Annotated in this window: 15 protein-coding genes; 10 read left to right on the forward strand and 5 right to left on the reverse strand. The window is 64.0% G+C overall.

Annotation, left to right across the window (positions count from 1 at the left end):
- Window positions 1–117 precede the first annotated feature (117 nt).
- The 7 genes from FAY22_RS17520 (at window position 118) to FAY22_RS17550 (ending at window position 8,686) form a co-directional block, all read left to right on the forward strand.
- Window positions 118–981 (forward strand): SDR family oxidoreductase, encoded by an 864-nt coding sequence (locus FAY22_RS17520; RefSeq protein WP_146331582.1) that lies wholly within the window; start codon window positions 118–120, stop codon window positions 979–981.
- Window positions 978–3,410 carry an alpha/beta hydrolase fold domain-containing protein gene (locus FAY22_RS22190; RefSeq protein WP_146331584.1) on the forward strand — a complete coding sequence of 811 codons (2,433 nt, stop codon included), beginning with the start codon at window positions 978–980 and terminating at the stop codon, window positions 3,408–3,410. The genes FAY22_RS17520 and FAY22_RS22190 overlap by 4 nt, the downstream gene beginning before the upstream one ends.
- A gap of 46 nt (window positions 3,411–3,456) precedes the next feature.
- Complete coding sequence (locus FAY22_RS17530) at window positions 3,457–3,837, forward strand: nucleotide pyrophosphohydrolase (protein WP_146331586.1); 381 nt, start codon at window positions 3,457–3,459, stop codon at window positions 3,835–3,837.
- 102 nt (window positions 3,838–3,939) lie between these two features.
- Window positions 3,940–5,172, forward strand: coding sequence for an RtcB family protein (locus FAY22_RS17535; RefSeq protein ID WP_146331588.1), 1,233 nt, complete (start codon window positions 3,940–3,942; stop codon window positions 5,170–5,172).
- 162 nt (window positions 5,173–5,334) lie between these two features.
- A complete protein-coding gene (locus FAY22_RS17540) occupies window positions 5,335–6,507 on the forward strand; it encodes a chromate transporter (RefSeq protein ID WP_146331590.1) in 1,173 nt (390 codons plus the stop codon).
- A gap of 12 nt (window positions 6,508–6,519) precedes the next feature.
- A complete protein-coding gene (locus FAY22_RS17545; RefSeq protein WP_146331593.1) occupies window positions 6,520–7,428 on the forward strand; it encodes a DUF1259 domain-containing protein in 909 nt (302 codons plus the stop codon).
- A gap of 130 nt (window positions 7,429–7,558) precedes the next feature.
- Complete coding sequence (locus FAY22_RS17550) at window positions 7,559–8,686, forward strand: FAD-binding oxidoreductase (protein WP_146331595.1); 1,128 nt, start codon at window positions 7,559–7,561, stop codon at window positions 8,684–8,686.
- On the opposite strand, the gene FAY22_RS17555 is transcribed toward FAY22_RS17550, so the two are convergent.
- The 5 genes from FAY22_RS17555 to FAY22_RS17575 all read right to left on the reverse strand — a co-directional run bounded on the left by FAY22_RS17555 (window position 8,679) and on the right by FAY22_RS17575 (window position 11,739).
- The gene (locus tag FAY22_RS17555) at window positions 8,679–9,101 is read right to left on the reverse strand and encodes an SRPBCC family protein (protein WP_146331596.1); all 423 of its coding nucleotides are present in this window, start codon (window positions 9,099–9,101) and stop codon (window positions 8,679–8,681) included. The genes FAY22_RS17550 and FAY22_RS17555 overlap by 8 nt on opposite strands.
- A gap of 31 nt (window positions 9,102–9,132) precedes the next feature.
- Window positions 9,133–9,741, reverse strand: coding sequence for a glutathione transferase GstA (gstA, locus tag FAY22_RS17560; RefSeq protein WP_146331598.1), 609 nt, complete (start codon window positions 9,739–9,741; stop codon window positions 9,133–9,135).
- Window positions 9,742–9,886: 145 nt separating this feature from the next.
- Window positions 9,887–11,062, reverse strand: coding sequence for a multidrug effflux MFS transporter (locus FAY22_RS17565; RefSeq protein WP_246860548.1), 1,176 nt, complete (start codon window positions 11,060–11,062; stop codon window positions 9,887–9,889).
- A gap of 23 nt (window positions 11,063–11,085) precedes the next feature.
- Entirely contained in the window at window positions 11,086–11,529 is a 444-nt protein-coding gene (locus FAY22_RS17570) for a MarR family winged helix-turn-helix transcriptional regulator (RefSeq protein WP_246860549.1), read from the reverse strand.
- A 12-nt stretch (window positions 11,530–11,541) separates the two neighbouring features.
- Window positions 11,542–11,739 carry a hypothetical protein gene (locus FAY22_RS17575; protein ID WP_146331600.1) on the reverse strand — a complete coding sequence of 66 codons (198 nt, stop codon included), beginning with the start codon at window positions 11,737–11,739 and terminating at the stop codon, window positions 11,542–11,544.
- A gap of 114 nt (window positions 11,740–11,853) precedes the next feature.
- Between FAY22_RS17575 and FAY22_RS17580 the strand changes: the two genes are divergently transcribed.
- The 3 genes from FAY22_RS17580 to FAY22_RS17590 all read left to right on the forward strand — a co-directional run bounded on the left by FAY22_RS17580 (window position 11,854) and on the right by FAY22_RS17590 (window position 13,855).
- Window positions 11,854–12,252 (forward strand): DUF2946 domain-containing protein, encoded by a 399-nt coding sequence (locus FAY22_RS17580; protein WP_146333511.1) that lies wholly within the window; start codon window positions 11,854–11,856, stop codon window positions 12,250–12,252.
- A 145-nt stretch (window positions 12,253–12,397) separates the two neighbouring features.
- Entirely contained in the window at window positions 12,398–13,366 is a 969-nt protein-coding gene (locus tag FAY22_RS17585) for a transporter (protein ID WP_146331602.1), read from the forward strand.
- A gap of 39 nt (window positions 13,367–13,405) precedes the next feature.
- The gene (locus FAY22_RS17590) at window positions 13,406–13,855 is read left to right on the forward strand and encodes a TlpA disulfide reductase family protein (protein WP_146331604.1); all 450 of its coding nucleotides are present in this window, start codon (window positions 13,406–13,408) and stop codon (window positions 13,853–13,855) included.
- Window positions 13,856–13,869: the final 14 nt, after the last annotated feature.

The raw sequence follows: 13,869 nt of genomic DNA on the forward strand, positions 1-13,869 counted from the left end.
ATTCACCTTACACTGAATCTACACTGCAGGATCTGGCGCAGCGCAAGCCATTGTGGCACGCCCGGGCCGGAAGATCGCGCAAAAAATGTGTCCATCTGAAACGGACGGAGGAAGCGCATGGCATTCGAACTGAACAACAGCGTTGCCGTCGTCACCGGCGCGGCGCACGGCATCGGCGCCGCCCTGGCGCACGAACTGGCGCGCCGCGGCTGCCACCTGGCGCTGACGGACCGCGATACGCAGCAGCTGGCGCGCACCGCGCAGTCGGTGCGCGCGCTCGGCGTGCGCGTAAGCGAGCACTCGCTCGACATTGCCGACGCGGCTGCCGTCGCCGCCCTGCCCGCTGCCGTCCTCGCCCAGCACGGGCGCGCCAACCTGCTGATCAATAACGCCGGCGTGGCGCTGATGGGCAACATCGAACAGCTCGCGCTGGAAGAAATCGAATGGCTCATGGACATCAATTTCTGGGGCGTGGTGCGCACCACCAAGGCTTTCCTGCCGCTCCTGCGGCGCGAGGCGCAGGCCCACCTGGTGAACCTGTCGAGCGTGTTCGGACTGGTGGCGCCGGCCGGACAAGGCCCCTACTGCGCCAGCAAGTTCGCGGTGCGCGGCTTTACCGACGCGCTGCGCCACGAGCTGGCGGGCAGCGCGCTTTCCGTGTCGGTGGTGCACCCGGGCGGCATCCGGACCCGCATCGCGCACCGGGCGCGGCGCACCGCGCAGTTCAGCGACAGCGAGGCGCAACAGCTGGCGGACAAGTTCTTCCGGGAGGTGCGCACCACGCCCGAACAGGCGGCGCTGTGCATCGTGCGCGGCATCGAGGCCCGCGCGCCGCGCATCCTGGTCGGGCCGGATGCGCGCGTGCTCGACTGGCTGTCGCGCCTGGCGCCGCTGGGTTACTGGGCGCTGATCCGGCGCCTGTTCGAGACGCATGGCGTAGCCAACGCCCCCCTCCCTCTCGATGAAAAGAGGCCGTCATGAGCAGCTGGCAAGCCCGTTTCTTCAGCGCCCTGCTGCGCCGCACCTTCAAGCGCCGGCTGGCCGCGGCCGCCGACGCCGCCGGCGCGCGCCGCGTGCTCGGCGGCGTGGCCTACCGCGCGCCCAAGGATGTGACGATCACGCCGCACACGCTGGGCGGCGTGCCCGGCGAATGGGTCGAGTCGCGCGCCGGCGGCGGCAGCGTCACGCTGCTGTACCTGCACGGCGGCGGCTACTTCGCATGTTCGCCGCGCACCCACCGCGCGGTCACGACGTATTTCGCGCGCCAGGGTTTTCGCGTGTTCGTTCCGGATTACCGGCTGGCGCCCGAATTCCCGTTCCCGGCCGCCATCGAGGATGCGGAATCGGTGTACACGGCACTGCTCAACAGCGGCTGCGATCCGGCGCGGCTGGTGGTGGCGGGCGACTCGGCCGGCGGCGGCCTGGCACTGGCGCTCATGCTGCGGCTGCGCGACGACCGCATGCCGATGCCGGCCGCCGCCGCCCTGTTCTCGCCGCTGACCGACATGGAAAACACGCTTCCCTCGCGCATGGGCAACAGCAGCCGCTGCGCGATGTTCGTCGGCGAGCGCATGCCGCTGGCGGCCGAGGCTTACCTGGCCGGGGCCGACCCGTGCTCGCCGCTAGCCTCCCCGGTGCGCGCCGATTTGCGCGGCCTGCCGCCGCTGTTGATCCACGTCGGCACCGACGAGGTCTTGCTCGACGATTCGACCGAGCTGGCGCGGCGCGCGCAGGCCGCCGGCGTGGCGGTGGACTTGCGCGTGTGGCCGGCAGTGCCGCATGTATGGCAGCTGTTTCACTGGTTCATTCCGGAGGGGCGCGAATCGCTCGCGGCAGCCACGGCCTTCCTGAAAAAGACGGCCGCATTCGGCGCCGCCGACGGCCGGGCAACGACCGCGCCCGCGCGCCCCGATTTGGAGGCGGTCATCATCGGCACAGGATTCTCCGGCCTGGGCATGGCGATCAGGCTCAAGCAGGCCGGCATCGCCTCCTTCCTGCTGCTGGAAAAGTCGCGCGAGATCGGTGGCACCTGGCGCGAGAACACCTATCCCGGCTGCGCCTGCGACGTGCCGTCGCACATGTATTCGTTTTCGTTCGAGCGCAAGGCCGACTGGAGCCGCATGTATTCCGGCCAGGCCGAAATCCTGGCCTACCTCAGGCACTGCGTCGACAAGTACCGGCTCGCGCCGCACATCTGCTTTGGCGCGGAAATGCGGGACGCGGTGTTCGACGAGGCGAACGACCTGTGGCGCGTGCGCACCGCCGACGGCAGGTCGCTGACCGCGCGCATCGTGGTGTCGGCCATGGGCGCGCTGCACCGCCCGGCCTATCCGGCGCTGCCAGGCATCGAGCGTTTTCGCGGCGTGGCATTCCACTCGGCCGAGTGGAACCACGGGTATGACTTGTCCGGCAAGCGGATCGCGGTGATCGGCACCGGCGCCAGCGCCATCCAGTTCGTGCCGCAGATCGCGCCGCGCACCGCGCAGCTGACGCTGTTCCAGCGCACGCCTGCCTGGGTGCTGCCGAAGATGGATCATCCGATCAGCCGGCGCGCGCAGGCGATCCTGCGGCGCGTTCCCGGCGCCATGCGGTTGTTGCGCTGCTTCGTGTACTGGCGCCAGGAATTGGGCGGACTGGCCTTCCTGCATCCGAAACTGATGACGCTGGCCGAGAAGATGGGCCGCCGCCACATCGCCCGGCACATCGCCGACCCGGCGCTGCGCGCCAAGCTCACGCCCGGCTACACCATCGGCTGCAAGCGCATCCTGCTGTCGAACGATTACTACCCGGCGCTGGCGCGGCCGAACGTCGCCGTCGTCACCGACACCATCGCCGAAGTCACCGAAGACGGCATCGTCGACAGCCGCGGCGTCAAGCACGCCGCCGACGCCATCGTCTACGGCACCGGCTTTCGCGTCACCGACCTGCTGTCGCCGGTGCGCTTCGTCGGGCGCGGCGGCATCGATCTGAACGACGCCTGGCGCGACGGCGCGCAGGCGTACTGCGGCCTGATGGCGGCCGGCTATCCCAACCTGTTCATGCTGCTGGGCCCGAACACCGGCCTGGGCCACAATTCGGTCGTGTTCATGGCCGAGCAGCAGATCGACCACGCGATGAAATGCCTGAAGCTCATGCGCAAGAACGGCATGACCTCGATCGAGGTGAATCCGCAGGCGCAGGCGCAATTCAATGCACGCCTGCAACAGCGCATGCACAAGACGGTGTGGGCTTCGGGCTGCAAGAGCTGGTACCTCGATGCGCACGGCAGGAATGTCACACTGTGGCCGGGGTTCACGTTCTCGTACTGGGCGCGCATGAAGCGGGTGCGCCTGCCGGATTACCGCTTCGGCCGTGCCGGCGATGTATCCCACGCCGGCGCCACGGGACAGGCCGCGCTGCACGGAAATTGACGCCGCGGCGCTATACTGGCAGCCCCGCATTCGCCAGGCGCACCCGATGTCCGACCTCAACACGCTCAGGGACTTGCTGGTCCGGTTCCGCGACGAGCGGAACTGGAAGCAGTTCCACACGCTGAAAAACCTCATCATTTCCCTCAACCTGGAAGCCGCCGAGCTGCTGGAGCTGACGCAGTGGAAGAGCGACGCCGAGCTGGCCGCATTGCAGTCGGACGAGGGATTCCGGCAGCAGCTGCGGGAGGAATGCGCCGACGTGCTGCATTACCTGCTGCTGATCGCGGAAGACAATGGCTTCGACCTGATCGCGGCAGCGCAGGAAAAAATCCGCAAGAACGCGCAGCGCTATCCGGTCGAGCAGTCATACGGCTCGGCGAAAAAATACACCGAACTCAAGCAGCGGGCGCGCGACGGGCAAGACTGAGCAACACCGGGGCGCCATGCAATTTATTGCGCAAGCCGTGGTCTACTGGCTGAAGCAAGGTGATGTCGGCTGAAGCAAGGTGATGTCGGCTGAAGGAATGTGATGAAGCACGAGCAATACGATGTGCTGGCCGTCGCCGGGGGACGACCGGTCAAGATGTGGACCCGCGGGGTGCCGGTGGAAGAGGAAGCGAAACGCCAGCTGGCCAATACCGCGCAGATGCCCTTCATTTACAAGCACATCGCGGCGATGCCGGACGTGCATCTCGGCAAGGGCTCGACCATCGGCAGCGTGATCCCGACCGTCGGCGCCATCATTCCGGCCGCCGTCGGCGTCGACATCGGCTGCGGCATGATGGCGGCCAGGACCACGCTGACGGCCAAGGATCTGCCGGACAACCTCGGCAAGCTGCGCGGCGCGATCGAGCGCGCGATCCCGCACGGGCTGTCGAAGGTGCGCGGACGCAAGGGCCACGACGTGGGTTCGTGGGATACGCCGCCGCGCTCGGTGGACGCCGCCTGGGCGCAGCTGAAGGAGGAATTCGACGCCATCTGCGCCAAGACGCCGAAGCTGAGAAACACCAACAACTATCGCCATCTCGGCACGCTCGGCACCGGCAACCATTTCGTGGAGATCTGCCTGGACGAGGCCGGCTTCGTGTGGCTGATGCTGCATTCCGGCTCGCGCGGCGTGGGCAACGCGATCGGCTCGCACTTCATCGAGCTGGCCAGGCAGGACATGCGCGCGCACCAGGTCAATCTGCCGGACCAGGACCTCGCCTACCTGTCCGAAGGAACGAAGCACTACGACGACTACGTGCAGGCGGTCGGCTGGGCGCAGAAGTTCGCGCGCATGAACCGCGAGGTGATGATGCAGAACCTGGTGGCGGCGGTGCGCAGCGTGATCGTAAAACCGTTCGACGCACATGTGGAGGCGGTCAATTGCCACCACAACTACGTGCAGAAGGAGACGCACTTCGGCCGCGAAGTGCTCGTCACGCGCAAGGGCGCGGTGTCGGCGCGCGCCGGGGAGCTGGGCATCATTCCCGGCTCGATGGGCGCGAAAAGCTACATCGTGCGCGGCAAGGGCAACCCGGAAAGCTTCCACAGCTGCAGCCACGGCGCCGGCCGTACCATGAGCCGCAGCGAAGCGAAGCGGCGCTACACGGTCGACGACCAGGTCCGGGCCACGCAGGGTGTCGAATGCCGCAAGGACGCCGGCGTGATCGATGAAATCCCGATGGCGTACAAGGATATCGATGCGGTGATGCAGGCACAGCAAGACCTGGTGGAAGTGGTGCATACCCTCAAGCAGGTGGTGTGCGTCAAAGGATAAGCGCGACGCGGGCATGCGCGGCGTCCAACGTCTTTGGATCGACCGCGTTGCAAGCCCCTGGTTCATTCGGCGCTGCAACGCCGCGGGACGCAACGCACTGCTGAATCAAATCGGCGTCGTCCTCGACTCATTGCGCAGGTATTTTGGCAAGAAAGGTTCCATATGGACGAGGCACACAACGCATCAAGGTATACGCTCTGGCAAATGGTGCTGTACATGCTGCGCCTGGGCGCGCTCGGATTCGGCGGGCCGGTCGCGCTGGTGGGCTACATGCACCGCGACCTGGTGGAAGACCGCAAATGGATTTCCGACAGCGATTACAAGGAAGGGCTGGCACTGGCGCAAATGGCGCCCGGCCCCCTGGCCGCCCAGCTCGGCATTTACCTCGGGTATGTGCACTACCGCATTCTCGGTGCGACGCTTGCCGGGATTGCCTTCGTCCTGCCGTCGTTTCTCATGGTAGTGGCACTTGGCTGGGCCTATGTCCGCTTTGGCGGCTTGTCCTGGATGCAGGCGGTTTTCTATGGCGTGGGAGCGGCCGTCATCGGCATCATTGCGATGAGCGCGAAGAAGCTCACCGATAAAAGCATCAAGAAGGACAAGCTGCTTTGGGCCATTTACCTGCTGCTCGTCGTCGTGACCGTCGTCACGGAATCAGAAGTCGCATGGTTATTTATTGCGTCCGGCGTGCTGGTGTGGTTCCTGCGGGCTCCGCCGAAATGGTTTGCCGGGAGCAGCCTGAACGCGGCAGCTCTTGCACACGTTCCATTAGCCGCCGGAATGCTTGGCACGACGGGAGCGCCGTTGCTCGCCAAAATCGCGCTGTTCTTCGGCAAAGCCGGCGCGTTCGTCTTTGGCTCCGGCCTGGCGATCGTCCCCTTCCTGTATGGCGGGGTTGTGCAGGAGCACCATTGGCTCAACGACAAGCAGTTCGTCGACGCCGTCGCGGTGGCGATGATCACGCCTGGACCGGTCGTCATTACTGTCGGATTTATCGGCTTCCTGATTGCCGGATTCGCAGGAGCAGTGGTTGCGGCGCTGGCTACGTTCATCCCTTGCTACCTGTTCACCATCATCCCGGCGCCGTACTTCAAGAAATACGGCAAGTTGCCGGGCGTGGTCGCCTTCGTCGACGGGATTACCGCCGCCGCCATCGGCGCCATTACCGGTTCGGTCATCGTGCTGGCACGCCGTTCGATGGTTGATATTCCGACCGTCGTCATCGCGCTGGCCACCGCAGCCCTGCTGTGGCGATTCAAGAAGCTGCAGGAGCCCGTTGTCATTGCCGCTGCAGCGTTTGCCGGCCTGGTTCTTTATCCGCTCATGCATTCGTGAAGGAGATCCGCCATGTTGAACCGTTTTGCTGTTTCTGTCGCCATTTCAGCCGCACTTGCCGCGCCTGTCTGGGCGCAAGGGCCGGCATTCGATACCGCGCGCATTGAACAAGCCATTGGCATGAAGGGCAGCTACAACGCCAAAGAAAACGTCTTCAAGGTAACGAAGCCCCGCCCGAATATGGCGGCTGTGACCGGGTGGAAGATTCCGCCTTTTCTGGGCGCCAGCTCATATGCCGCCTTTACGCCGGCCGGGAACGGCGAGGCGCTGGTCATGGGGGACAACGTCCTGTACGAGGACGAGGTTGGTCCGGCAATGGACGCCGCCCTGCAGAATGGGCTCGAAGTGACCGCCTTGCATAACCACTTTTTCTTTGAAGAGCCTCGCATCTACTTCATGCACATCGACGGCATGGGGGACCCGGCGAAGCTCGGCGCCGGCGTGAAGAAAGTGCTGGAGGCCGCCGACCGCGTCCGGTCGCAGCACGCCGCCCCTGCCAATCAATACCCCGCTGAACCTGTCCCCGCGCAGAACCGGATTACGGGTGCGCCGCTGGAAGCCGTCTTCGGCAAGAAAGGCGAAAGCAGCAACGGGATGTTCAAGGTCTCCTTCGGACATCCGGTCAAGATGCACGGGGTAACCGCGGGCGACGCGATGGGGGCAAACACCTGGGCCGGATTTGCCGGAACCGATAGCCAGGCGGTCGTCGACGGCGATTTTGCCGTGTCGGAGGATGAACTGCAGCCGGTCTTGAAATCCCTGCGCGGCGCCGGCATTAACATCGCCGCGATTCACCAGCACATGACGCACGAGGAACCTCGGCTCATGTTCCTGCATTATTGGGGACAGGGCAAGGCGCAAGACCTGGCCAAGGCAGTCATGGCAGCCGTCAACCTGACAGCGGCGAAGGCGCAGTCATGAAACTGGCATAACTATCCCGATGCGAAAGGCTGCCATAATAGGTCGTTAGTGCGACCTGCCTGGGCGCTTTATCGCCCGCAGGCAGGCCAACGAAGAACCCGATATCCCATAAAAAAATACGAACAGTCGCATGAACAGTGTGAAAGCAGATTTCCTTGTCATCGGCGCCGGTATCGCCGGGTCATCCATCGCCTACTGGCTGTCGCGGCATGCCCAGGTGATCGTTCTTGAGCGCGAATCCCACGCCGGGTACCACAGCACGGGACGCTCCGCGGCGCTGTACATGGCAAGCTACGGCCCGCCGCAGGTGCGCGCGCTGACGTGCGCGAGCCGGGCCTTCTTCGATGCGCCGCCGGCAGGGTTCTGCGAGCATCCGCTGCTGACGCCGCGCGGCGCCTTGGCCTTTGCGCGGGAAGGGCAGGAAGCCGAGCTGGATGCGCATGAGGCGCTGGTGCGCCTGGTGTCGTCCGTCGACCGCCTCGACAAGAAGGAAACGCTCGCCTGCATCCCCGTGCTGAAACCGGACGGACTGGTCGGCGCGGTGCTGGAGAGGGATGCGGCCGATATTGACGTCGACGGCCTGCTGCAGGGATTCCTGCGCGGCGTGCGCGCCAACGGAGGCAGCGTCGTCGTCGACACGCAGGTGCAGGGTTTGCGTCGATACGATGGCCAGTGGCAGGTGAGCACGAACCACGGCGTCATTTCCGCCAATGTCATCGTCAATGCCGCCGGCGCGTGGGCGGACGAGATCGGCCGTCTGGCCGGCGCCCGTCCGATCGGCTTGATCCCGAAGCGTCGGTCGGCCATGCTCTTCGCGCCTCCGGACGGCGTCGCAGCCGGCCGCTGGCCGCTATTCATGGATACGGGCCATTCCTTTTATGTGAAGCCCGACGCGGGACTGCTGCTCGGTTCGCCGTTCAACGCGGACCCGGTCGAGCCGCACGATGTCCAGGCCGAGGAACTGGACATCGCGACGGCGATCGATGTCATTCAGACGCAGACGACGATGACGGTACGCCGGCCCAAACATGTCTGGGCCGGGCTGCGGTCGTTTGTCGCCGACGGCGAATTGGTCGGCGGCCATGACCCCGATGTGCCTGGATTTTTCTGGGCGGCCGGACAGGGCGGATATGGCATCCAGACTGCCCCTGCAGCCGGGATGCTTTACGCGTCGCTCGTGCGTGGTGAACCCGTTCCCGACGCGGTGGCAGCCTTCCGTGTCGACCTGGATGCGCTCAGTCCGAAGCGCCTCAGGTAGATTCACCGTCCCCGGCTGCCTCGACATGGCGGGTGAAGCTGTCCAGAATGGCCTGCCACCCGTCGCGCTGCTGTTCGATCGAATACGTGGGCTCGCTGTCGAAGGTGACGCGCACCCGGACGCCTTGCGGACGGTCGTCGAACTCGACTTGCGCTGCGCGGTCGCCGAAGGAATACTCGATCAATTTGTGCTTGACGATATTCGTGTAAGTGCCGGCGAAATCGAATCCCACGCTGCCGTCCCTGGCCTCCATGCGCGAGGAGAAGGAGCCGCCGACACGCAGGTCCACTGCGGCGGCGGTTGTGTGCCAATCGGCGGACGCGGCATTCCACTGCTTGATGTCCTCGGGCGTCGTATATGCCCGCCAGACTTCCTCGATGGGTGCGGCGACGGTGGTTTCAACGGCGATTTTCATGGCACGGCTCCTTTTTTGAACGCTGCGAATGCTAGGCGGGCAATCCTTCTTCGCGCATGGCTTGCTTTACCTTTTCCCGGCCGGCGACGCGCGCCATGTAGCCCGGGATGTTCTGCCACTGGCCGAGGTCGATTTTGTGGAAACGGGTCCAGTTCAAGACCGTGAACAGGTACGCATCGGCGACCGTGAAGCGCTCGCCCATCATGAATGCACGGCCGGCCAGCATCTGGTCCAGGGTGTTTAGCCTGCGGGTGATCGTTGCGGTCTGCACCACTCTCATCTCCGCGGTGAGCGCGGGATTAAACAGCGCGCCGATCTGCTTGTGCACTTCCGTCGCAACGAAATTGAGGGCAGACATCAACTGGTAACGCTCCATCGTCCCCAAGGCGGCAGCAAGCCCGCTTGCCGGCGCCTGGTCGGCGAGATACTGGCAGATCACGGCCACTTCGGTGATGAGCTCGCCATTGTCGAGCACCAGCGCGGGCACGTATCCCTTCGGGTTGATTTTCCAAAAATCGTCCCCGCTTTCCGTCTTCTTGTTGGGGATGTCGACCTTGACCAGTTCCATTTTCAAACCCGCTTCCAACGCGACGATGTGCGGAGCCATCGAGCATGCACCGGGGGAGTAATACAGTTTCATCGAACACCTTTCCCTATCAATAAGCAATTCATGCAGTCTTACCTTTGCGCCTCACCGCTCGCTAGCGGAAGGCATCGCTCATTTTGCCTGAACCTGGTTCTTTCATCATGGGCGAAGGTCAGCCCGCCCTTTGCGTCGTTTCCCGTTATTTTCCGGATCGCGCACCGATACCCCAGCAAACCATGGCGAGCACGAAAACCACCGCCATGCCTTCCGCCAATTTGACCGCGCTATCGAAGAGCATGGGGGCAATGACACCCGAAACGAGAGAGAAGATCAGCATCTGCACAAAACTCACCAGGGACGCCGCCATCCCGCGCACCTTCGGAAACAGGTCGAGCGTCATGAGGCTCATCACCGGCATCGTCAGGCCCAATCCAAACGTGTACAGCATGATCGGCAGGACGGCCCAGGGCACTGCGGCGACAAAGAACCCGTTGTAGACAAGGTTGGCGCCGGCGGCAAGTCCCATGCAGGCGAACCCGATCCGCAGCACGGCGGGCGGCCGCACGCGATGCGCCAGCCTGGCGCTGAAGGCGGAACCGATCATCATCCCGCCGATCATCGGCAAGAACAGCCAGGCGAAGGCAGTCTCGGGCAGATGCAAGATCTTGATGATGAAACTGGGCGCCGAGGCGATATACAGTCCCAGTCCGCCAAAGCCAAGTCCGACAGCCAGTGTCCTGGCGACGAATTGCGGATGCCGCAACGCGCTCCAATAATTTCCCGCCAGCGTGACGGGATGAAACCGGATACGGGATGCCGGCGGCAGGCTCTCGGGCAAGAAACGAAGACATGCCGCCAACAATGCCAGCCCGAGCACCGTCATGAAAACGAAGACCGAGCGCCAGCCGAACGCGACATGCAAATACCCTCCCAGCACCGGCGCGATGGCCGGCGCCAGTCCGAACACCAGCGTGACATGGGACATCAGGCGCTGCGCCGCCGCGCCCGAGAAACGGTCGCGGATGATGGCCTGGCCGATCACTCGCCCGCCGCCGGCGGACAGCCCTTGCAGCACGCGGAAGGTCAGTAGCCAGCCGAAGCTGGGAGCGAAGGCCGCGCCGATGGACGCCGCGGTAAAGAGCAGCAGGGACGCCAGGATGACGGGACGCCGCCCGAAGGAATCGGACAGCGTGCCATAGAACAGGCTCATGAAGGAAAAGGCGAGCAGGTACGCGCTCAACGCCAGCTGCACCACGGCCATGCTGACCGAAAACTGGTCGGCGATGGCGGGAAAGGACGGCAGGAAGGTGTCGATGGCGAAAGCGCCGAGCATGGCAAGCCCGGCGAGCGTGACGGTGAGTGTCCAGGATTGCAAAACGAGTTCCTCGATCGCTTATGTTATTCCGGTTCGGATTCAAGGTTGGCGCGCACCCGCTGCAGCAGCGACACGAGCTGGTCGCACTCCTCCTGGCTCAATCCCTTGACGGCGATGCCGGACAGGCGCGTGCCTTGCTTGTGCAGGCGCTTGTGGATCGCCGCTCCTTCCGGCGTCAGTTGCAGGCGCGTGCTGCGCCGGTCGTCGGCATCGACACGCGCCTCCAGCAAGCCCTTGTCGCGCAAGCTGTGGATCAGGCGCGCGAGCTGCGCCTTGTCGCGCCCCGAATGCGAGACGAGGTCGCTCTGGGTCGCGCCGGGATGCCGCGCAAAAAAGCCCAGCGCCTTGTTTTCCATGTGCGTGATGTCGTGCGGCCCGCCGCGCAATGCGCGGTACTGGCGCGAGCGGTAGAGGTGCATGATCGCGTGGATCGACTCGATCACGTCGTCTGAAAGCCTGGCGGTCATGTGGTTGAAGAATCAGCTGTTTTTCGCATCATAGTTGATATTATCAACCATATCGACGCTCCAGCGCTCGCGATTCATGGGGTTGGCAGCGATTCGTACGATCGTGCCCTCGCATGCCAGGCTGCCTATCCCGACACTTTGCCGGTTTCGCAAGGTCAAACGTGGCAGGATTTCCGCAAGATATAGGCCATCCTTGATAAATTGATGCAAGTCAATCTTTTAAGTTGCCTCTAGAATATATCATTGGCTGCGCCTGGAACGGTCCTGCATGCAGAAGGGTATCTGCGGCCAAGACGGATCGTGCCAAAACATTTCAGGACTTTCATGGGAATCAAGTTACGGATCAGGTATGTTGCTGCATGGATCGCCTGCTTTTCGATCCTGCTGGCAGCTCTTGCGCCGACGATTTCCCATGCGCTTTCTGCGGCACGCGAAAGGCATTCCTACCCGGCGGATATCTGCTCGATGAGCGGCCCTGTCGCGGACGGGATGGCAACGCGTGCAGCCCACCATTCCCCGGCTCCCGCCCAAAATGGGGCGACTTTCGAACATTGCCCGTTCTGCCTGACGCATGCGGGTTCATTCGGCTTGCCGCCTTTGGCGCCTTCGCCGCTCGCGGTGACCAGACAAGCGTGCCTTCTTCCCGCCCTCTTCGCTCAATCGCCGCGCCCGCTCTTCGTGTGGGCCACCCCGCATTCGCGCGCGCCACCCGCATTTTCCTGACTTGCATTGCATGCCGCTGTCCTTGCGCCTGCGCGCGGACAGCCGGTCTCATCAATCGCCGCATGCCGGATGGCGTGCGGCGGCCATGCCCCGGACGCATTCCCCTTGCCTCGGGCATAGGCCAGGAAAACATCGGAGGTGAAAAATGAAAGCATCGGCATTATTCGCGCTTGCCGCCTGCGGCGCCATCGGCAGCATCGTTTCCCCCCTCGCCCTTGCCAGCTGCGGCTCGGCCTTTTGCACCGTCAACAGCAACTGGACCTCGGAAAGCGCCGCGACGGAAGCCGGATCGGTCCTCGACCTGCGTTACGAATACGTGCACCAGACCCAGCCGCGCAGCGGCACCGACAATGTGGCCGTCGGGCAGATTGCACGGCACCACGACGAAATCAGCACGGTGAACCGCAATCTGCTGATGACGTATTCTCATACGTTCAACGCCGAGTGGGGCGTGTCGGTCACCGCGCCGATCGTCGACCGCGACCACCTCCACATCCATAACCATCATGGGACACCGATTCCCGAGCAGTGGAACTTCACCGAGCTTGGAGATGTGCGGGTGATTGGCAGGTACCAGCTGCCGGATGTCGGCAATCCCCTGACGCCGAGCGCGACCGGCATCACGTTCGGATTGAAGCTGCCGACCGGCAGAACGACGCTCGCCAACGAAGACGGCGACCTGGCCGAGCGCACGCTGCAGCCGGGCACGGGCACCACCGATGCGATCATCGGCGCGTATTACCACCAAAAGCTGCCGCAATCGGATGCATCCTGGTTCGCACAGGCGCAGTACCAGCAAGCGCTCAATTCGCATGACGATTTCAAGCCGGGCAGCCAGCTGGGCGTGGATCTCGGCTATCGCTACGGCGTGACGGACAAGCTGGGCGCGCTGGTGCAATTGAACTTCCTGGTGAAACGGCGCGACAGCGGAGCGCAAGCCGAACCGGAGGACAGCGGCGGCCGTTACCTGTCGCTCAGCCCGGGACTGAGCTACGCCGTGTCGGACAAGGTGCAGGTTTACGGCTACTTCCAGAAGCCGCTGTACCAGAACGTCAATGGCGTGCAGCTGACCGCGAACAAGGCGTTCGTCGTCGGCGTGAGCGGGCGGTTCTAGCGTTTTGGGCAAGCCCACGAAGGATGAAAAAGGAGACGCATGATGAAGCGACTTGTCTTGATGACGGCGTTGCTGGCGTTGTCGACGCTGGCTGGCGCGGCCGATTTTTCATTCACGGACACCCGCGGGCAGCAGCATTCCCTTGCCGGCCACGCCGGAAAATGGGTGCTGGTCAACCTGTGGGCGACGTGGTGCGCTCCCTGCCTGTCCGAAATGCCCGAGCTGGAAGCCTTGAGCAAGGCGCGCAAGGAACTCGTCGTGCTCGGGCTGGCAGTCGACGGGCAGAGCGCGCAGCGGGTAGCCCAGTTCGCCGGCAAACTGGGGGTGACTTATCCGGTCGTCGCCGGCGACGCGGCGATGGCACAGCAGTTCGGCGCCAGAGGCTTCCCCATTAGCATTCTTTACAATGCGTCGGGCCAGCAAGTGATGGTCAAGGAAGGGGTAATTACCCGGCAGCAAATCGAAAGCATTCTGGATCGAGAAAAATAAGAGGCGGCGGCGCC

Source organism: Noviherbaspirillum sp. UKPF54 (assembly GCF_007874125.1).
In the GTDB taxonomy this organism is placed as follows: domain Bacteria; phylum Pseudomonadota; class Gammaproteobacteria; order Burkholderiales; family Burkholderiaceae_D; genus Noviherbaspirillum.